The organism is Ruegeria sp. BF10, assembly GCF_056538725.1.
Window position 1 is genome coordinate 1,083,594 of sequence record NZ_JBQFTR010000001.1, and the last position, 18,494, is coordinate 1,102,087.

Sequence of the window (18,494 nt, forward strand, 5' to 3'; positions counted from 1 at the left end):
GGTCTTGAAGGTGGGACACTCGCAAGTGTCGGATGGCTTGTCTACCCGTTTCTGGGGGCTGCCATGGCGTCCACCGGCGGGAGTTTGCCGTTGGCGCGGTGCTCTTCGGTTTTGACCTCGTCCCAGAGCGCGTCCATCTCGGCCAGATCGCTTTGCGAGGGGGTCTTTCCCCGCTCGGCCAGCCGGGCTTCGACCTGTTCAAAGCGACGGGTGAACTTGGCATTGGTGCGGCGCAGGGCGGCTTCGGGTTCGATACCCAGGTGGCGGCCCAGATTGACCATCACGAACAGCAGATCACCGAATTCATCCTCAAGCGCATCCGCGTCCATCTTGTCACGCGCCTCTTCCAACTCGGCGGCTTCTTCGGTGATCTTGGCCAGCACGTGGCTTGCATCGGGCCAGTCGAACCCCACGCGTGCGGCCCGTTTTTGCAACTTATGGGCCCGCAGCAGGGCAGGCAGGTTGGCGGCCACCCCGTCCAGCGCGCCTTTCTGTTCTTTGCCCGCACGTTCGGCCGCCTTGATCGTTTCCCAATCCCGGGTCTGCTGATCGGCGGACTTGTCGCGGGATTCGTCGCCAAAAACATGCGGGTGGCGGTTGACCATCTTGTCTGACATGGTGCGCACCACGTCCTGAAAGGTGAAATACCCAGCCTCTTCAGCCATTTGTGCGTGAAAGACCGATTGGAACAGCAGATCGCCCAGCTCTCCCTTCAGCTCGTCCCAGGCCTCGCGCTCGATCGCGTCGGCGACCTCATAAGCCTCTTCTATCGTATAGGGCGCGATGGTTGCGAAATCCTGTTCGATATCCCACGGGCAACCGGTTTGCGGATCACGCAGGCGCCGCATGATTTCCAGCAGACGCTCGATACCAGCGTCGCTGTCATGGATCAGAGGATTTTCGGCCATTGCGAACCCTTTCATTCCGGTGTCAGATGCATCCATCCCGCAGTCCCGATCAGGAGTCCAGCCCAGATGCCCGTCGTCAACCGAATTGCCGATTTCTCTGCCGATATGACCAGATGGCGCCAGTATCTGCATACGATACCCGAGTTGGAATTCGAGTGCTTTGAGACTGCCGCGTTTGTGGCCGAGCGTCTGAGTGAATTCGGGGTCGATGAATTGCATGAAGGGATCGCAAAGACCGGGATGGTCGCGATCATCAACGGGCAGGGTGACGGGCCGACGATCGGGCTGCGTGCCGATATGGATGCATTGCCGATTACCGAGGAAACAGGCGTCGACTATGCATCGAAGAACCCAGGAAAGATGCATGCCTGCGGGCACGACGGGCACACCACAATGCTGCTGGGTGCGGCGCGGTATCTGGCCGAAACGCGGAATTTCCGCGGCCGCGTGGCCCTGATCTTTCAACCGGCCGAGGAAGAAGGCGGTGGCGCGGGCGTGATGGTCGAAGAAGGCATCATGGAGCGGTTCGATATCTCTGAGGTCTATGGAATACACAACGATCCGGGAAATCCGGAAGGTACGTTCCACACGACGCCGGGGCCGATCATGGCGGCGGTGGATACGTTCGAGATTCATATCCAAGGCGTCGGCGGCCATGGCGCCATGCCGCATCAGACCCGCGACCCGGTCATGGCGGCCTGCGGTATTGCGCAGGCAATCCAGACCATCGTCAGCCGCAACCACTATGCGGTGGAAGATCTGGTTGTTTCGGTCACTCAGATCCACGCCGGAACGGTGAACAACGTGATCCCTGATACTGCCTATTTGAACGGAACCGTGCGGACCTTTGATCCCTCTGTACAGAAGATGGTGATGGAGCGGATGGAGCAGATCGTTCAGGGGCAGGCCGCGTCTTACGGTGTCGAGGCACGGCTGGAATATCAGGAGGGATACCCGGCGACGATCAACGATGCTGAAAAGGCAGCCTTCGCCGCCACCGTCGCGCGCGAAGTGTCGGGGCCTGAGCGCGTGGTCGACATAATGGGGCGCGACATGGGGGCCGAGGATTTTTCGTACATGTTGCAGTCGCGACCAGGGGCTTATCTGTTTCTGGGGCAGGGTGATGGTGCGGGGCTGCATCATCCGAAATACAACTTCAATGATGATATCGCGCCGGTGGGGGCATCGTTCTTCGCACGGATCGTGGAAAAGGCGCAGCCCTTGGGCTGATGGGGTAATGAAATGGCACTGGAAGACGCAAAAAACCAGGTGGATGAGGCATTCACAAACCCGGACCTCAAAGGCCTGTCCTATGAAAACACCTTTGGCGGGGCGACCTCGTTTCTGCGGCGTCTCTACACCAAGGATCTGACGGGCGCCGACATCGCCGTGACCGGTGTGCCGTTTGATCAGGCGGTGACCAACCGCCCGGGCACCCGCCTTGGCCCACGTGCGATCCGCGAGGCGAGCGCCCTGCAATCGCCCGATGCGCCCTATGGCTGGCCCTTCGATGCGCTGAGCGAGCTGGCGATCATCGACTATGGCGACATGGCCTATGACTATGCCAACATCCCCGCCTTTCCCGATACGCTGACCGACCATATCCGCACCATTCTGGCGGCGGATGTGGCCTCGGTCACGCTGGGGGGCGACCACTATATCAGCTTTCCGATCCTCAAGGCCTATGCCGAGAAATACGGGCCGATGTCGCTGTTGCAGTTCGATGCCCATACCGACACCTGGGCCGATGACGACATGAGCCGGGTGGACCACGGCACCATGTTCTACAAGGCGGTGAAGTCGGGGATCGTGGACCCGAAACGCTCGGTCCAGGTGGGGATCCGCACCACCAACGAGGACACGCTGGGCGTCAACATCATCGACGCGCGCGAGGTCTACGAATCCGGCCCTGCTGCCGTTGCCCAGAAGATCAAGGGCATTCTGGGCGACAGCCCGGTCTATCTGAGTTTCGACATCGACGGTCTGGACCCGGCCTTTGCCCCCGGCACCGGCACGCCGGTTTGGGGTGGTTTGAGTTCCATTCAGGCGCAGATCATCCTGCGCGACATCGCCGGGATCAACATCAAGGGCGGCGACGTGGTCGAGGTGTCTCCGCCGTTCGATACATCCGGCGCAACGGCGATTGCGGGTGCCCATGTGGCAACGCAGATTGTCTGCCTGTTGGGTTGGAACAAGCTTGCAAAAACATAACCGTTTGGATGCGTATTAACCATTGGTTAGCCATACTTCCGGTATGTGCTGGGTAAAGAAAGTTGAAGGGATGGGGATAAAACGCGCATGACTGAATTCAATCAACCGGTCAGCGGCAATGATCTGGCGCGGTTCTCGGGGCCGAATACGTTTATGCGCCTGCCCCAGGCAGCCTCGCTGGCGGGGCTGGATGTGGCGGTTCTGGGAATTCCGATGGATATCGGCACGTCGTGGCGGTCGGGCACCCGGTTCGGACCCAAACAGATCCGCAGCGAAAGCGCGATGATAAGGCCCTACAACATGGCCACCTCGGCGGCTCCGTTCGACAGCTTGCAAATCGCCGACATCGGGGATCTGGCGATCAACACCTTCTCGCTGGCAGACAGCCTGAGGATCATCAGGGAAAGCTATGATGCGATCCTGGCAAAGAACGTGACCCCGGTGGCGATGGGGGGCGATCATTCGATCACCCTCCCGATCCTGCGGGCCATTGCGGCAAAACATGGGCCGGTGGCCCTGGTGCATGTGGATGCCCATGCGGATGTGAATGACGAGATGTTCGGCGAGAAAGAGACCCACGGAACCGTCTTCCGCCGCGCCTATGAAGAGGGGCTGATCGTCCCCGACAAGACCTTTCAGATCGGCATCCGCGGATCGGGTTATGCGGCTTCGGATTTCACCGAGGCCAGGGATTGGGGCTTCCGCCAGTTCCCGGCCTGGGAGTTGTGGCAGCAGAACCTGACGCAGATCGGCTCTCAGATCCGCAAGATCATCGGGGATCATCCGGTTTACGTCACCTATGACATCGACAGCCTGGATCCGGCCTTTGCACCGGGCACGGGGACGCCAGAGATTGCCGGGCTGACCACGCCGCAGGCGCTGCAACTGATCCACGCGTTGCAGGGCGTGAATATGGTGGGGTGTGACCTGGTCGAGGTTTCACCTCCGTATGACCCATCCGGCAACACGGCCCTGACGGCAGCCAACCTGATCTATGAAATGCTGTGCATCCTGCCGGGTGTGACGTCACGGTAAACCGGCCCGGAACGTCTTGCCCCGGCGCCTGATCCGCTTACGGTTTCTGCGAAAAGGTAACGCGGGATGAGAAATATGGTTCTGTGGGCAGTGATCGCGCTGGTGCTCGGGCTGGGCGCATATATCCGGCTGGCCCCGTCTGCTCCGGCCCAATGGCATATCGCGCCTGTGGCCGCGGATGATCAGGACTTGCCAGATGGTGTTCTGCGCGTTGTCGAAACCGGTCCGGACGGGTTGCAACGCCTTGACCAGATCGCCCGCGCCACGCCGCGTACCTCGGTACTGGCGGGTTCAGTCGATGAGGGGATGATCACCTATGTCACCCGCACGAAATGGTTCGGCTTTCCCGACTATACTACTGTTCATCAGGACGGCGACACGCTGCGCATCCATGGCCGTTTGCGGTTCGGTCGCAGGGATTTCGGGGTGAACAAGGCACGGGTTGATGGGTGGTTGGAGCAGATGTAACCGTTCTGCCGGCGTTCAGGACGCCTCATCCTGGTCAAAGTGGTCAACAGGATCGCTCTGCAACCCGGACGATAAACACCCTTCCTGCACCTCGCGCCACATGGGCACGTTCAGGGACATCTGACATTGCGCCGTGAACATTCGGCCGTCGACTTGCAGGCAGATCATCTCACCCAATTCGATGCGGGACCCGGACGTGTCGGTGCAATAGCAATCGCGGGTCTTGCCGTCGGGGCCGATGTAATCGGCGAAAACCGGCGTGGACGTCAGCAAAAGGGCAAGCAAAATCCGTTTCATGACAGCAAGCTTAGCATGACGTGGCCCTTGACCAAAGCCCCCGGATGATAGACACCGCCGGGATGATCCCCGAAGAACGACTTGAACAGATCACCCAGCGTTTCCAATACCTCGAAGCAGCCATGGCGGATGGCGCATCGGGCGGCGATATTGCAGCGTTGGCCAAGGAATATTCCGACCTCAAACCCGTGGTCGATCAGATCATGGCCTGGCGCCAGCTGGTGGCAGATTTGGCTGAGGCCGAGGCGATGCTGGCCGACCCGGATATGAAGGAGTTGGCCGAAGAGGAAATTCCGGACCTGCAATCACGCATCCCCGAAGCGGAACACGCGCTGCAACTGGCGCTGCTGCCAAAGGATGCGGCGGATGCGCGGCCGGCGATGCTGGAAATTCGCCCCGGTACCGGCGGGGACGAGGCCGCTTTGTTCGCGGGCGATCTGTTGCGTATGTATCAACGCTATGCCGAGGCCCACGGGTGGCAGTTCGAGATCATCGAAGAACAGGCTTCTGATCTGGGCGGGATCAAAGAGGTGGTGGCCCATATCAAGGGCGACAACGTCTTTGCCCGGCTGAAATACGAATCCGGTGTGCACCGTGTGCAGCGCGTACCCGAAACCGAAAGCGGCGGGCGGATTCATACCTCGGCGGCGACCGTGGCGGTTTTGCCCGAGGCCGAGGATGTCGACATCCAGATAGACGCCAATGACATCCGTATCGACACGATGCGCAGTTCCGGCGCAGGCGGGCAGCACGTGAACACCACCGACTCGGCGGTGCGGATCACGCATATTCCGACGGGCTTGGTGGTAACAAGCTCCGAGAAGTCCCAGCATCGCAACCGCGAGATCGCCATGCAGGTGCTGAAAACGCGGCTTTATGACCTCGAGCGGCAGCGGATCGACAGCGAACGCTCAGCGGATCGCGCCAGCCAGGTGGGATCGGGGGATCGTTCGGAACGCATTCGCACCTACAATTTCCCACAGGGGCGGATGACGGATCACCGGATCAACCTGACGCTTTATAAACTGGATCAGGTGATGCAGGGGGATCTGGACGAAGTGATTGACGCCCTGACGGCGGATGATCAGGCCCGGTTGCTGGCCGAGATGGCGCAATGACGGGGGTGCAGACGGCTGCGCAGGCCATGGTGGCCGCTACAGCGCGCTTGAGGGCCGCGGGCGTGGATGACCCGGCGCGGGACGCGCGCCTGTTGTTGGCCCATGCCGCACGGATAGAAGCCAGCCGGGTGACACTGATTGCCCCGGAAGAATTGCAACCCGAAATCGCGGAACGCTATGACCAGTTGGTTTCCCTGCGCGCCATTCGGGTGCCGGTGTCTCATCTGCTGGGCGAACGCGAGTTCTATGGGCGCAGGTTTCGCGTCAGTTCGGATGTTTTGGATCCGCGCCCCGAGACGGAAACCCTGATCGAGGCCGCACTGAGCGAACCCTTTGACCATGTTTTGGACCTCGGCGTCGGGTCGGGCTGCATTCTGGTTACACTGCTTGCGGAACGCACCAGCGCTTCGGGCCTTGGGGCCGACCTGAGCGAAGCCGCCTGTCTTCAGGCCAGCGCCAATGCTGTGCTCCACCAGGTACAGGGGCGGGTAGAGATCGTGCAGTCAAACTGGTTTGAAAACATTGAAGGTCAGTTTGACCTGATTGTTTCCAATCCGCCGTATATTTCCTTAACCGAAATGGAGAATCTTTCGCCCGAAGTGCGGGAGCACGAGCCGCGCATGGCGCTGACCGATGAAGGGGACGGGCTGGGCGCGTACCGGCAGATCGCGGCCTCGGCCCCGGATTTCATGCTGCCGGGCGGGCGAATACTTGTGGAAATCGGCCCGACACAGGCAAATCTGGTGTCTGCCTTGTTTGATGCGGCGGGATTGGCGGATATTTGCGTAATCCCCGATCTGGACGGGCGTGACCGCGTTGTCGGCGCAAGGATGCCGGGTTGATACTGTTGTCTGAGGCCAAAAAACGCTGCCCCGAGTAAAAAAGCGTGTGAAAATTCGAGATTCCTCTTGTCTGCACGGTCAGGACATGTTTACTCAGGATTAGTCGGCGAGGTTGACGCTGTTGCAGCGCACCCCTGACGCCAAGCCCAAAAAGTCGACGTCCCGTCACAGCAAACGCCTCAGAGCAGTGCAAAAAGCGGGTTGAGCGACAGCGCATTGATAAGGCTGACGTAAAGTAAGATGAGATCTTCCAAATCCCGCTCGCGGGCCAAGAACAACCGCAATCGTCCTTCCGGCGGTAACGTCGTAAACCGGGTTTTTGACAGCTCGGGTCCTGAAGGCAAAGTGCGTGGCACGCCACAGCAGATCATTGATAAATATAATCAGCTGGCGCGTGACGCTCAGTTGGCAAACGACCGCGTCGCTGCGGAAAACTTCCAGCAGCATGCGGAACATTATCTGCGCATGCTGAGTGAGGCGCAGCGCGAGATCGAAGCGCGCCGCGAAGAGCAGGAGCGCCAGAACCGCGAACGCCAGGCCGAGCGTGATCGTGAGCGCGCCGAGCGCCAGGAACGCGAAGCGGCCCGACAGGCCGATCCCGCCGAAGCGCCACAGCCGGACGTGATGGATTTCGCCGCACCGGATGCTGCTCCGGAAAGCGGGCTGGTCGAGACACCGGAAAGCAAGGGCGCCGAAGCTCCTGCGCCGGAAAAGAAGGAAAAGCCTGCGCGCAAACCACGGGCGCGCAAGCCCAAACCGGCACCCGCGGCCGAAGACGCACCCAAAACGGATGGTGACGCACCGGAAGCGGCTGAATAAAGCCGGCATCAGAAATTGCAAAGCCCCGAGGTCAAGCCTCGGGGCTTTTTTTGTGATCAGGGGTTCTGGACTTCGCGCGCCAGGGCACAGAACGCTTCAAGCGGAACCTGCTCGGCCCGTTCAGTGGGCTGGATACCTGCGGCCCGCAAGCGATCCTCGATATCAGGGGCGATGCCTTTCAGAGACGCTCGCAGCATTTTGCGGCGTTGATTGAAGGCAGAGGCCACCACACGCGACAGGGTCGCGGCGTCAGCAGGATAGCGCGGTTCGGGCAGAGCGGTCAGGTGGACCACCGCGCTGGAGACTTTGGGCGGCGGGGTGAAGGCGCCGGGGGGCAGGGACATGGCGATGCGCGCCTTGGCCCGCCATTGGGCAAGGATGGCGAGGCGGCCATACGCCTTGCTGCCCGGCTGGGCCACGATGCGTTCGGCCACTTCGCGTTGGAACATCAGCGTCAGGCTCTGCCAGAAAGGGGGCCATTCCGGGGGCGTCAGCCAGCGCACCAGCAGTTCGGTGCCGACGTTGTATGGAAGGTTGGCCGCGATGCGGATTGGCGGGGTCAGATGTTCGAGCGGGTTGATCTCGAGCGCGTCACCGTTGATGACCTCCAGCCTTCCGGGATAGGCGGCGGCGATATCGTTCAGGGCGGCGATGCAACGGGTATCTTTTTCGACCGCCACGACCTTGCGCGCGCCTTCGGACAGAAGCCCTCGGGTGAGGCCGCCAGGACCAGGGCCGATTTCCAGTACGTCGCAGTTTGCAAGATCGCCGGCCTGACGGGCGATTTTGCCGGTCAGGTTGAGGTCCAGCAGGAAGTTCTGACCCAAGGATTTGCGCGCCGAGAGTTGATGTGTGGCGATGACCTCGCGCAGAGGGGGAAGATTGTCGATTGCACTCATGATCCGATTACCGTGACGCAGGCCGCAGGGGCAGTGCCAGAAATTTTTTGCCTCCGGCGGGGATATTTTCAGCCAGGTGAAGGATCAAGAGCCTTGTGCCATGCGTTGGGCAAGCTTCAGAGCTTCGATCAGGCTGGTTGGATTGGCGATGCCTTTCCCGGCGATATCCAGTGCAGTGCCGTGATCTGGCGACGTGCGGATGAAGGGCAGGCCAAGGGTGACGTTCACGCCCCGGTCGAAATCCAGTGTCTTGATCGGGATCAGGGCCTGATCATGATACATTGCGATTGCCGCGTCATAGCGGGCACGTGCAGCAGCATGAAACAACGTATCCGCAGGGTGCGGGCCTGTCAGGGTCGCATCTTTCAGTTTCAGATCGGCCAGCATTGGGGCGATCCAGTCAAGCTCTTCGCGGCCCATTTTGCCGCCTTCGCCGGCATGGGGGTTCAGGCCGGCTATGGCGATGCGGGGGTGCTGTATGCCAAACTGATCGCGCAGGCCGCGCGCGGTGATTTCGATCGTCTTGCGCAGCAGGTCCGGCGTCAGTGCGGCGGGAACCTGCGCCAGGGGAATGTGGATTGTTGCCGGGACAACGCGCAACTGGTCGCTGGCCAGCATCATGACAACCCGGCGGGTGCCCGACAGAGCAGCCAGAAACTCGGTATGGCCGGGATAGGTAAACCCGGCCCCGTCGATCAGGGCCTTCTTGTGAATGGGTGCGGTGCACAGAGCGGCCGCTGCGCCCCCGTTTACAAGGTCTACGCCGGTTTCGATGGCATCGATCACCGATGGGGCATTGGCTGGGTCCGGCTGGCCGGGCATGTTTGCGGCAGGGAAGTTCAGGTGCAGCACGGGCAAGGCCTGATCACAGACTGCAACAGCATCCGAAGGGGTTTGGATTTTCGCAACGGGGGTGCCAGCAGGCAGGTGGCTGGCATCGCCGATAAAGAAAAACGGGCAGGTTTGGCGCAGCTCGGCCCACGCTTTGGCCGCGATTTCAGGGCCGATCCCGGCCGGTTCACCGCAACTGAGCGCAATCGGGCGAGTCATTCCTGAACAATGGTGGCGTCAGCCCGCAGCTGCTCTACCAGGCTGGCCGCAAAGGCCTGTAGCCGCTGTTGCGCCAGTGCATTCGCTACATCTGCCCGCGAGGTGTTTTCGCCCAGATCGCGGGTGCGGTTGCACAGCATCAAGAACACCAGCGTCTGTCCGTTGTTGCGGGTCAGGTTTGTTGACACCTCGTTGCGATCCAGCTTTGCCAGCTCTACGGCGATGTCACGCGGTACTTCAGACGGGCTGGCTTCGATACGGTCCAGAACTTCGACGGGTTGATCCTTGGCGATGCCATACAAGTCATCGCAGGTGTCGATCTCTTCCCGCAGGGCGGCAGCCCGCGACAGGGTGTTGGCGCTGCGGCCGCCCGGCAGGTAATAGGCCGCATAGTCAAGTTTGGAGATAGGCGGCGCAGCGGTCGCCACCTCGCGCAGCCCGCGCAGCTGAAACAGGGCAACGGCGTTTGGCAGGCTGATGGGATCGGTGATTTCACCGTTCTGGAGCCCAAGAATAACCGGCTGCAAGGCAGGAGGCAGGTTGGAGATATTCAGCCAGTCCAGTCGCCCGCCTTCGTTGCGGGTGGCCGCTCCGGAATATTGCGCCGCTGCGGCTGAAAACGCTTCGATAGTTTCAAGTCGCGAGATTTCTTCCGCAAGCAATTCGGTCTGTGCCACGGTTTGCGGGTTCACCGGGATGATGATCTCGGACAGCAAGACCTGAAGGCCGCCGCCACCGGTCTGTCCCAGTGCGCGATCAATCTCGTCTTCGGTCGGGCGGGCCTGTGACAGGTAGCGCGAGCTTATATAATCGCGCCAGGCCAGCTGATCCGCAACATAATCACGGACAGTTTCCGGGTCGACGCCCGCCTCACCCAAAAGTTGCAGGAACTGTTCGGTGGACAATTGCCCGCGCGAGGCGAACTCGTCGATACCCAGTTGAACAGCTTCCGGTGCTGCTTCGACGCCTGCTTCGCGCATGGCCTGTTTGCGCAGTTTTTCTTCGATCAGGGCTTCCCTGACGTCAGCTTCACTGCCGCCGGGCAGACCCAGAACATTCAGGAATTGCAGGCGTTGTTCCAGCTCGTACCAGGTGACGATGTCCTGATTCACGCGGATCGCTGGCGAGAACAAACTCTGGGCGCTGACCTGCGGCGCTGAAAAAGCGAGGAAAACGGCGGCCAGCGCCGGCGCGACCGGTTTGTGCCAACCGGAACGAAGAAACCTGGAGAAACCTGATATCAACTGCATTTTCTCTTGTATGTGTTACCACCGCCTTCAAGGGCGTATCCTGTCAGCGATAGGGTAAAGCCGAATTCTGTCGAAGGCTCAATAGTGGATGTTGAAGTAAAGCGTCTGCTTACGGACATGTTAACCTGAACACATTCATTCTGGTAGGTTACGCCAAGACCCAGCCGGATTGGTTCTGATTGGTTCAGATCATAGCGTGCCTCGGCATTCGTAAGCCAGTTCTGGTCGACCTGGTAGCGGCCCAGAAGCCAGATTTCCGAGATTTCATCCGCAATGTTTTCCGCCGGATCCGGTTCCTGCCAGATATAGCTTCCGGACAGGCCGGCAAATTCCGAGGCCCAGGCCCCGCGCAACTCAGCTTTGACGAAGCTGAAATCGCTGTCGATCAGACCGCGCCCGCCAAGCGACCAACCGTTGGCCGTGGTGACTTGTCCCGCCACCAGCAAGTCGGACGTGGTGCCCTGCAAGCCGGATGTCAGGGTGAAATTCGGGTCGGCATCCGCCCGAAACACCTGACCCACTGTCACCAGCGCCTGCTGTCCGCCTGTACCATAACGTGCCCAGTTCAAGCCGATGACCCCGGTGGCCCCGTCTTCGCGCTGATCTTCGGCAGGGAATCGGGACAGGGCCAGCAGATTGCCCTGATCGAATTCCTGAAACGTGCTTTCATCATCTGGCACATTGGTGTCCGATACATGGGTCCATCCGATCTGCGCGATCGGTTCCAGAAGCTGAACGGCGCCGGTCTTTTCGCGACGGGTCATCGGATAGCGAAGCGTCAATGCCGCGCGCGGGGTCGAGCGGGTCACATTGCTGGGAAAGTTGCTGTCATGACGGATGTTGAACGTATCCACCGACGCGCCCAGCGTCGCGTCGGCACGCAGGCCCGATGCAAACGTCCAGCTTCGAAGCCATTCGGCGTCAAAAGTGGCCCGTGCCAGGTCGCGGCCGACGATATCAGCGTCGCTGGTGCGCTCATGAGCGTGGCCGACAAAGGCCAGCCGCACCTCGCCACCAAGTGCGCCGGGAAAGAACCGCTTTTCATAGTTCAGATCGAAGACGCGGGATGGGATTTCGTCCTGATTTTCACTGTCACGCAGAGTTTTGTAATGAATCAGGCTTGTTTTGAACGCGGTGTCGCGTTTGATCCGTTCCAGCGCGACTTCACTGCGCAAACGGTCCAGGTCCGGCAGCCCATAGTCGGCCAGATAGGCGTCGTCCGAGGTGGTTTGCAGATCGAATGTCAGCCGGAAATCGTTCTTCAGGTTGAACCAACCGCCGGCGAACAAATAGCCGCGATCCTGGTCGGGCTGGACGTCATCACGGGTATAGGCGCCTTCAAGCTGAATGCGCCCATTCACGAACGCCTGACGATACCGATATCCCAGAGTTGTGGTCTTGGCCGACAGATACGGCGTCAAGGTCAGATCCTTGTGGTCCCCCAGCTTGAAGAAATAGGGAACCTGGACCCCCGTTCCCAGTTGCGAGGTGCTGCGGATCGACGGCACCAGAAAGCCGGTCGCGCGATCCAAAGTCGGGTCCGGCAAGCGCAGATAGGGGAAATAGAATACCGGATAATCAAGCACCCGAAGCTGCGCGCCTTCGAAGTACAATTGCCGTTCCAACTGGTCATGAGTGACCTTGCGGGCGCGGATCTGCCAGAGCGGTGGCTTACCATTGGTGCAGACATGGCAGGAAGTGGCCGAGACCTTGCTGAATTGCGTATAGCGGCCCGCGGCCCGTTTCGCCTGAACCGAGGCAATCTGGATTTGCTGATCGAAAACCATCCGAGCACCGATCAGCAGGCCGTTCTGGATGCCGCTGTCCAGCTGGCCGGAATCGGCTAGAAGGGTCGACTGGCCCCCCTGATCAATACGAATGGGGCCCTCCAGTGTCAGCTCGCCCGTTTCCCGGTCATAGGTGATGCGTTGGGCCGACAGCTTGGTATCGCCCTGAAAGGCTTCGACATGGCCTTCGGCCACCAGTTTCCTGTCGGGTGTGATAAAGACCTTGTCGGCAACCAAAAGGGCGGGTTCGGCCTGTGACTGCGCCGCTTGCGGGTCAGGCTCAGCCGACGTGGTTTGCGCCGCCAGAACCGTCGGTGCCGACAACGCGATCGCGCTGGTCAGCAGCAGGGGAATCATGCTCCGCATCAGCCGTCCTCCGCGTGTAGAAGCAGGCCAAGGGACAGCAGGATGGCGGCGAAGGGTGGCGCCCAGGCAGCGATATAGGTGGGCAATTGTCCGTTTTCCCCGAGGATTTGCGCAAAATTGCGGACGAAGTAGATGGCAAAGCCAAGCAGAACGGCAGTCAGCACGGCAATTCCGGTGCCGCCGAACCGAACGTGGCGCATGGTGAAAGCGGCCCCGATCAGGACCATCGAGACCAGAAAGAAGGGCCGGGCCAGTTGCACCTGCAACCAGACTTCATACTGCTTGGTTGAAAACCCGGCTTCGCGCAGGTCTTTGATCAGTTGCGGCAGATCATAAACAGATACCGAATCCTGCTGCCCCAGCGTGTCCAGAATCCGCTGCCGGGTCAGCGAAGTTGGCAACTCCAGCCGTTCATGCTCCACCGAACTGGTTTCGGGGTTCTGCCCATCCCGCAAGTTCCAGATCTTGGCCTGCGACAGGACCCAGTTTCCGTCCTCCAGCACGGCCCTGTCGGCGACGATCTGCTGGGTGGGTTTGCCGTCGCGCGCAAAGGTGATGATGGTTACGTCGTCCAGGCCAAGCGTATCCCCGTTCGAGGTGCCCCGGGCGTGGATGACGGCCTGACCGTTTTCCGCGGATTGACGTAGCCAAAGGCCTTCGCTGCTGATCGAAAGCGCTGAACTGCCGTTGTTGCGATAGGAATCAGACAGGCGTTGGAATTCCTGGGACGTGGCCGCGGCGATGGGGTTCAGCAATGCCACTGCAAGCGCGCCGATGATCAGGGCCAGCGCCGCCGGCGCAACCAACGCGCGGATACCCGAGCGACCCGTGGCGCGGGTCACCACGAGTTCAGACGTCCGTGCTAGCCCGACGAACAGGGCAATGGTGGACAGAATGACCAGCAGAGGCAGCATTTCACTGATGGCGGCCGGCGTGTTCAGAAGCGTCAGGTGCAGCAATTGGCCGAAGGACAGGTCGACTTCGTCAAATCGGCGGATCTGTTCGATCAGATCGATGAGAATCATCAAGGTCAGAAAAATACCGCCGATGACAAGAAAGCTCTGCACAAAGCGGCGGGCGAAATAGCGGTCGAGGATCACAAGAGTGCCCCCGCCAAGCCTTTTGCGCCGGAAAACGGGCCGAAATCGCGCATGCATGTCCTCCTGCGCGACGGCGTATGCCTGCCCTCTCGTGTCACGTCTTTCTCCCCCGAGCCTGCCGGATATTTTTGCGGGACCTTACTGCAATTGAAACGCGGGGAAAACTGCTATCTGGTCAAGTCGGGCGGCGCGGGCTAGGTCTTGGGGAACAGAATTCGAGGAGTTTGCAATGAGCAGTCTGATACCGGTCCGTTTTCAGGAGTTTGATCTGGATGCGATGGCGCAGGCCGAAGGGCGGGTGGCCATCATCATTCCGCCGGACGGGAAAATGAACCCTGCGGCGCGCCGGGCCAATCGCCTGACGAAAGGCGCCGTGGCGCGGCTTGTCGAAAGTGAGAAATTCGGAAAGTCCAAGACCGGCGATGTCATCTCGATGGCCTGGCCGGCCGGGATGGCGGCCGAGGCGCTGGACGTCGTGGTGCTGCCGCGCCGCCCGGAAGCCGATGAGGCCCGCAAGGCCGGTGCCGCTTTGGCCAAATGCGCGGGTGGCCAGGACATGCTGGTGTTGGTCGGCAATCAGGCGCAGACCGAAAACCTGGCCCTTGGCTTGGTGCTGCGCAGTTATGATTTCAACGCGCACAAAACCAAGGACAGCGAAGGCAGCGGATCGATTACGATTGGCCATTCGAAACCCACGGAAGCCGAAGCAGAGTTTGCACCGCTATATGCGATTGCCGACGGCGTGCGGATGACGCGTGATCTGACCAATGAACCTGCAAATGTTCTGACGACCTCGGAATTTGCCGATCGTCTTGTCGAGATGCAGGAGCTGGGCCTTGAGGTCGAAGTTCTGGAAGAGGACAAGCTGGCAGAACTGGGCATGCGTACATTGCTGAGCGTCGGGCAGGGCTCTGCCAGCCCGTCCAAAGTCGTCGTGATGCACTGGAATGGCGGCGACAAGGACGATGCGCCCTTGGCCCTGGTGGGCAAGGGCGTGGTTTTCGACACAGGTGGCATTTCGCTGAAACCGGCCGGTGGCATGGAAGACATGACCATGGACATGGGCGGTGCCGGTGTTGTTGCTGGCACGATGCGCGCGTTGGCCAAGCGCAAGGCCAAGGCCAATGTGGTGGGCCTTGTCGGTCTGGTCGAGAACATGCCTTCGGGCAATGCCACCCGTCCGGGCGATGTGGTCAAGTCGATGAAAGGCGATACGGTCGAGATCATCAACACCGATGCCGAAGGCCGTTTGGTTCTATGCGACGTGATGTGGTACGCGCAGGAGCGGTTCAAACCGGTGGGCATGATCGATCTGGCAACGCTGACCGGTGCGGTCATCATCGGGCTGGGGCATGAGAATGCGGGTGTGTTCTCGAACAATGACACATTCTGTGACGCCTTCCTGAAATCGGCGAAGGCCGAGGACGAAGGCGCGTGGCGGCTGCCGCTGGGCGATGGCTATGACAAGCTGCTCAAATCGCGCATCGCCGACATGAAGAACGTCGGTGGCCGTCCGGCGGGCTCGATCACGGCGGCGCAGTTTCTGCAACGTTTCGTGAAAGAGGATACGCCGTGGATTCATCTGGATATCGCGGGTGTGGCCTCGGTGTCGTCCGAGACATCCTATGCGCCCAAAGGTGCCACGGGCTGGGGTGTGCGCGCGCTGAGCCGGTTCGTGCAGGACAATTTCGAGTAAGCATATGGGTGCTGTCTATTTCTACCATCTGACCCGCCAGCCGCTGGAGCACACCTTGCCTGTGCTGCTGGACAAGGCGCGGCAGGCCGGGTGGAAGATTGCCGTGCGGGGCACCGATCCCGCGCGGATGGACTGGCTGGATGAAAAGCTGTGGCTGGGCCCCGAGGACGCGTTCCTGCCGCACGGTCGCGAAGGTGGGCCGCATGACGCCGAGCAGCCGATCCTGCTGACCACCAGCGCCGAGGCCACAAACGGCGCGGTGTGTGTCATGGCGGTGGACGGCGCGCCGATCGAACCCGAAGAGGTGTCGGCGCTGGAACGGGTTTGCATTCTGTTCGACGGCAATGACGACATGGCCGTACAGCACGCACGCGGGCAGTGGAAGACGCTGACCGGCGCCGGATGCGCCGCGCAATACTGGTCGGAAGAATCCGGGCGGTGGGAAAAGAAGGCCGAAGCCTGACGGGCCGTGCCATTTATCAGGAGATTTGAGGATGCAGATGAAGCCTCTGGGCCGCACCGGGATTGTCGTGAGCGATCTTTGCCTCGGGACGATGACGTTCGGATCGCAGACCTCGGAACCGGATGCGCACCGGCAGATGGACATGGCGTTGGATGCAGGGATCAACTTTGTGGATGCCGCCGAGATGTATCCGGTGAATCCTGTCGCCAAAGAGACAATTGGTCGGACCGAAGAAATTCTTGGAAACTGGAATGCTGCCAACAGGGCACGCCGGGCGGATTTCGTACTGGCAACCAAGCATTCGGGTGAGGGATTGTCATATGTTCGCGACGGTGCGCCGATCACGGGAAAAACCATTCCCGAGGCCATCGAAGGGTCTCTGCGGCGGTTGCAGACGGATTACATCGATCTCTACCAGTTCCACTGGCCCAATCGCGGCAGCTATATGTTCCGTCAAAACTGGGATTATGCGCCTTCGGGCCACAATACCGCGGACGTTCTGGATAACATGCAGGAGTGTCTGGAGGCCTTGCAGGTTCAGGTGGACAAAGGCAACATCTGTGCTTTTGGTCTGTCGAATGAAAGCGCGTGGGGTACGGCGCAGTGGCTGAGACTGGCCGAACAGACGGGCACACCGCGTGCGGCGTCGGTGCAAAACGAGTATTCGTTGCTGTGTCGCCTGTTCGATACCGACATGGCCGAGCTGAGCGTACAAGAGGATGTCGGCCTGATGGCGTTCTCGCCCCTGGGTACCGGGTTGCTGACCGGAAAATACCAAGGTGGGGCCGTGCCGGGCGGCTCGCGTATGTCGCTTTCGCCTGAATTGGGCGGGCGCAAGTCTGACCGGGTGTTTGATGCGGTCGCGGCCTATCTGGATGTTGCCGCGCGGCATGACCTGGATCCGACACATATGGCACTGGCCTGGTGCCGCTCGCGGCCGTTCATGATGTCGGCGATTTTTGGGGCGACCACGGTCCCGCAGCTTGAACACGTTTTGGCCGGTGCGGATTTGACGTTGTCACAGGACGTGCTGGCCGAGCTGGACGCTGTCCACAAGGCGCACCCGATGCCGTACTGAGGCGAGGGGGCTCTGCCCCCGGCACGCTGCGCGTGCCTCCCCCGGGATATTTCCGGCCAGATGAAGTTGGATCGGGTCAGTGATGGGTGGGGTGCGCGCGCTCTTGCCGGAGGTCGCGGGCAGATTGACCATGCGCGGTGCGGAAAGCGCGGGCGAAACTGGATTGCGAGGCAAAACCGGTGGCCAGCGCGACATCCATCAGTGGAAGGTCGGTGTCAGTGACCAGACGGCGGGCCTCGGCCAGGCGCAGTTGCAGATAGTGATCCTGCGGCGTGGTGTTCAGGCGCAGGCGGAACTGTTGTTGCAGAGTGCGCGGGCTGGTGCCCAACTGGTCTGCGATGTGGGCCAGTGGCAGGGGATCGTCCAGGGATGCCTGCATCAGCGAATTCGCCTTTGCCGTCAGCGCGGTGTGGCGATGTGGAACGCCGGTGCGGCTTTGCGGTGTGCCGGGGTCCGGCGCGCCATCATACAGAAACAGGCCCGAGACACGGGAGGCGAAACCCGCGCCATGACGGGCGGCGATGATGTGCAGCATCATCTCGACAGCGGGAATCGCGCCGCCCGAGGTCAGGCGGCCGTCCGACACAGTAAAGCGGTCAGGGCGCACGTCGACGTTGGGGAAGCGGGTGGCGAAGTTTTCCAGGTCTTCCCAGTGGGTCGTCGCGGGGTGACCGTCCAGCAGCCCGGCCTCGGCCAGCAGCCAGGGGCCGCCGTCAATCCCGGCCATCGTCGCCCCGGTACCGGCAATGCGGCGCAGCCCGGCCAGCAGGCTTGGTGTGGCGTGGCGGGCCAGTTGGAAGCCCGCGACGACAATCATCAGGTCGCAGCCTTGCAGGCGAGCAAGCGGGATGCCGGGCACTTGCAACGCGCTGGTCAGCATCGCGGGGTTCGCCGTGGCGGTCACATAGTCCCAGTCAAAGGCGGGCCGGTCCGCCAGGCGGTTGGCAGCGCGCATCGGATCGACCGCCGAGGCGAAGCTGAGCGTGTTGCATTCGTCCAGCACCAGCACAGCCGTTTTCAGGGCCCGATGTTCGGGTTGCAGTATGTTTTTTGCGGATTGCATCAAGTTCGATTCGCATTCTGCCAAGTGGTTTTCCCAAGGCTGCG

Annotated in this window: 18 protein-coding genes; 10 read left to right on the forward strand and 8 right to left on the reverse strand. The window is 60.9% G+C overall.

Features of this window, described 5'->3' with window-relative positions:
* Positions 1 to 41 precede the first annotated feature (41 nt).
* Positions 42 to 908 (reverse strand): nucleoside triphosphate pyrophosphohydrolase, encoded by an 867-nt coding sequence (gene mazG, locus ACR0DJ_RS05510; RefSeq protein WP_171204892.1) that lies wholly within the window; start codon positions 906 to 908, stop codon positions 42 to 44.
* Positions 909 to 974: 66 nt separating this feature from the next.
* Between mazG and ACR0DJ_RS05515 the strand changes: the two genes are divergently transcribed.
* The 4 genes from ACR0DJ_RS05515 to ACR0DJ_RS05530 all read left to right on the forward strand — a co-directional run bounded on the left by ACR0DJ_RS05515 (position 975) and on the right by ACR0DJ_RS05530 (position 4,622).
* A complete protein-coding gene (locus tag ACR0DJ_RS05515) occupies positions 975 to 2,138 on the forward strand; it encodes a M20 aminoacylase family protein (RefSeq protein ID WP_480684132.1) in 1,164 nt (387 codons plus the stop codon).
* Between the two features lie 12 nt (positions 2,139 to 2,150).
* A complete protein-coding gene (gene speB, locus ACR0DJ_RS05520; RefSeq protein ID WP_152458210.1) occupies positions 2,151 to 3,119 on the forward strand; it encodes an agmatinase in 969 nt (322 codons plus the stop codon).
* Positions 3,120 to 3,206: 87 nt separating this feature from the next.
* On the forward strand, positions 3,207 to 4,154 hold the full coding sequence (gene speB / locus ACR0DJ_RS05525) for an agmatinase (RefSeq protein ID WP_425078394.1): 948 nt from the start codon (positions 3,207 to 3,209) through the stop codon (positions 4,152 to 4,154).
* Between the two features lie 66 nt (positions 4,155 to 4,220).
* Positions 4,221 to 4,622, forward strand: coding sequence for a DUF1499 domain-containing protein (locus ACR0DJ_RS05530; protein WP_170344040.1), 402 nt, complete (start codon positions 4,221 to 4,223; stop codon positions 4,620 to 4,622).
* A 15-nt stretch (positions 4,623 to 4,637) separates the two neighbouring features.
* Here ACR0DJ_RS05530 and ACR0DJ_RS05535 read toward each other — a convergent pair whose 3' ends face one another.
* Complete coding sequence (locus tag ACR0DJ_RS05535; protein ID WP_170344041.1) at positions 4,638 to 4,919, reverse strand: hypothetical protein; 282 nt, start codon at positions 4,917 to 4,919, stop codon at positions 4,638 to 4,640.
* A gap of 62 nt (positions 4,920 to 4,981) precedes the next feature.
* Between ACR0DJ_RS05535 and prfA the strand changes: the two genes are divergently transcribed.
* From prfA to ACR0DJ_RS05550, 3 genes are all read left to right on the forward strand, one after another.
* The gene (gene prfA / locus ACR0DJ_RS05540; protein WP_171232029.1) at positions 4,982 to 6,037 is read left to right on the forward strand and encodes a peptide chain release factor 1; all 1,056 of its coding nucleotides are present in this window, start codon (positions 4,982 to 4,984) and stop codon (positions 6,035 to 6,037) included.
* Entirely contained in the window at positions 6,034 to 6,879 is an 846-nt protein-coding gene (gene prmC, locus ACR0DJ_RS05545) for a peptide chain release factor N(5)-glutamine methyltransferase (RefSeq protein ID WP_480684133.1), read from the forward strand. The genes prfA and prmC overlap by 4 nt, the downstream gene beginning before the upstream one ends.
* 240 nt (positions 6,880 to 7,119) lie before the next feature.
* Positions 7,120 to 7,698 (forward strand): DUF4167 domain-containing protein, encoded by a 579-nt coding sequence (locus ACR0DJ_RS05550; RefSeq protein ID WP_171167801.1) that lies wholly within the window; start codon positions 7,120 to 7,122, stop codon positions 7,696 to 7,698.
* A 56-nt stretch (positions 7,699 to 7,754) separates the two neighbouring features.
* Here ACR0DJ_RS05550 and rsmA read toward each other — a convergent pair whose 3' ends face one another.
* The 5 genes from rsmA to lptG form a co-directional block, all read right to left on the reverse strand.
* Positions 7,755 to 8,597 carry a 16S rRNA (adenine(1518)-N(6)/adenine(1519)-N(6))-dimethyltransferase RsmA gene (gene rsmA / locus ACR0DJ_RS05555; protein ID WP_425078390.1) on the reverse strand — a complete coding sequence of 281 codons (843 nt, stop codon included), beginning with the start codon at positions 8,595 to 8,597 and terminating at the stop codon, positions 7,755 to 7,757.
* A gap of 84 nt (positions 8,598 to 8,681) precedes the next feature.
* Positions 8,682 to 9,647, reverse strand: a complete 966-nt coding sequence (gene pdxA / locus ACR0DJ_RS05560; RefSeq protein WP_480684134.1) for a 4-hydroxythreonine-4-phosphate dehydrogenase PdxA — start codon at positions 9,645 to 9,647, stop codon at positions 8,682 to 8,684.
* On the reverse strand, positions 9,644 to 10,897 hold the full coding sequence (locus ACR0DJ_RS05565) for a peptidylprolyl isomerase (RefSeq protein ID WP_170344046.1): 1,254 nt from the start codon (positions 10,895 to 10,897) through the stop codon (positions 9,644 to 9,646). The genes pdxA and ACR0DJ_RS05565 overlap by 4 nt, the downstream gene beginning before the upstream one ends.
* Entirely contained in the window at positions 10,888 to 13,050 is a 2,163-nt protein-coding gene (locus ACR0DJ_RS05570; RefSeq protein ID WP_425078388.1) for an LPS-assembly protein LptD, read from the reverse strand. Before ACR0DJ_RS05570 ends, ACR0DJ_RS05565 begins: the two co-directional genes overlap by 10 nt.
* Entirely contained in the window at positions 13,050 to 14,150 is a 1,101-nt protein-coding gene (lptG, locus tag ACR0DJ_RS05575; protein WP_170344728.1) for an LPS export ABC transporter permease LptG, read from the reverse strand. The genes ACR0DJ_RS05570 and lptG overlap by 1 nt, the downstream gene beginning before the upstream one ends.
* Before the next feature lie 229 nt (positions 14,151 to 14,379).
* Between lptG and ACR0DJ_RS05580 the strand changes: the two genes are divergently transcribed.
* Genes ACR0DJ_RS05580 through ACR0DJ_RS05590 form a run of 3 tightly spaced genes read left to right on the forward strand, consistent with a single transcriptional unit; the run spans position 14,380 to position 17,387 of the window.
* Complete coding sequence (locus ACR0DJ_RS05580; RefSeq protein WP_425078387.1) at positions 14,380 to 15,846, forward strand: leucyl aminopeptidase; 1,467 nt, start codon at positions 14,380 to 14,382, stop codon at positions 15,844 to 15,846.
* 4 nt (positions 15,847 to 15,850) lie between these two features.
* Positions 15,851 to 16,309 (forward strand): DNA polymerase III subunit chi, encoded by a 459-nt coding sequence (locus ACR0DJ_RS05585; RefSeq protein ID WP_480684135.1) that lies wholly within the window; start codon positions 15,851 to 15,853, stop codon positions 16,307 to 16,309.
* 31 nt (positions 16,310 to 16,340) lie between these two features.
* Complete coding sequence (locus tag ACR0DJ_RS05590; RefSeq protein ID WP_480684137.1) at positions 16,341 to 17,387, forward strand: aldo/keto reductase; 1,047 nt, start codon at positions 16,341 to 16,343, stop codon at positions 17,385 to 17,387.
* 76 nt (positions 17,388 to 17,463) lie between these two features.
* Here the strand turns inward: ACR0DJ_RS05590 and ACR0DJ_RS05595 are convergent, their stop codons facing one another.
* Positions 17,464 to 18,450, reverse strand: coding sequence for a GlxA family transcriptional regulator (locus ACR0DJ_RS05595; RefSeq protein WP_170344051.1), 987 nt, complete (start codon positions 18,448 to 18,450; stop codon positions 17,464 to 17,466).
* Positions 18,451 to 18,494: the final 44 nt, after the last annotated feature.

Bases quoted from the DNA above. Each gene is read 5' to 3' on its own strand.
- mazG (WP_171204892.1), bottom strand. From the start codon at position 908: ATGGCCGAAAATCCTCTGATCCATGACAGCGACGCTGGTATCGAGCGT.
- ACR0DJ_RS05515 (WP_480684132.1), top strand. From the start codon at position 975: ATGCCCGTCGTCAACCGAATTGCCGATTTCTCTGCCGATATGACCAGA.
- speB (WP_152458210.1), top strand. From the start codon at position 2,151: ATGGCACTGGAAGACGCAAAAAACCAGGTGGATGAGGCATTCACAAAC.
- speB (WP_425078394.1), top strand. From the start codon at position 3,207: ATGACTGAATTCAATCAACCGGTCAGCGGCAATGATCTGGCGCGGTTC.
- ACR0DJ_RS05530 (WP_170344040.1), top strand. From the start codon at position 4,221: ATGAGAAATATGGTTCTGTGGGCAGTGATCGCGCTGGTGCTCGGGCTG.
- ACR0DJ_RS05535 (WP_170344041.1), bottom strand. From the start codon at position 4,919: ATGAAACGGATTTTGCTTGCCCTTTTGCTGACGTCCACGCCGGTTTTC.
- prfA (WP_171232029.1), top strand. From the start codon at position 4,982: ATGATCCCCGAAGAACGACTTGAACAGATCACCCAGCGTTTCCAATAC.
- prmC (WP_480684133.1), top strand. From the start codon at position 6,034: ATGACGGGGGTGCAGACGGCTGCGCAGGCCATGGTGGCCGCTACAGCG.
- ACR0DJ_RS05550 (WP_171167801.1), top strand. From the start codon at position 7,120: ATGAGATCTTCCAAATCCCGCTCGCGGGCCAAGAACAACCGCAATCGT.
- rsmA (WP_425078390.1), bottom strand. From the start codon at position 8,597: ATGAGTGCAATCGACAATCTTCCCCCTCTGCGCGAGGTCATCGCCACA.
- pdxA (WP_480684134.1), bottom strand. From the start codon at position 9,647: ATGACTCGCCCGATTGCGCTCAGTTGCGGTGAACCGGCCGGGATCGGC.
- ACR0DJ_RS05565 (WP_170344046.1), bottom strand. From the start codon at position 10,897: ATGCAGTTGATATCAGGTTTCTCCAGGTTTCTTCGTTCCGGTTGGCAC.
- ACR0DJ_RS05570 (WP_425078388.1), bottom strand. From the start codon at position 13,050: ATGCGGAGCATGATTCCCCTGCTGCTGACCAGCGCGATCGCGTTGTCG.
- ACR0DJ_RS05580 (WP_425078387.1), top strand. From the start codon at position 14,380: ATGAGCAGTCTGATACCGGTCCGTTTTCAGGAGTTTGATCTGGATGCG.
- ACR0DJ_RS05585 (WP_480684135.1), top strand. From the start codon at position 15,851: ATGGGTGCTGTCTATTTCTACCATCTGACCCGCCAGCCGCTGGAGCAC.
- ACR0DJ_RS05590 (WP_480684137.1), top strand. From the start codon at position 16,341: ATGCAGATGAAGCCTCTGGGCCGCACCGGGATTGTCGTGAGCGATCTT.
- ACR0DJ_RS05595 (WP_170344051.1), bottom strand. From the start codon at position 18,450: ATGCAATCCGCAAAAAACATACTGCAACCCGAACATCGGGCCCTGAAA.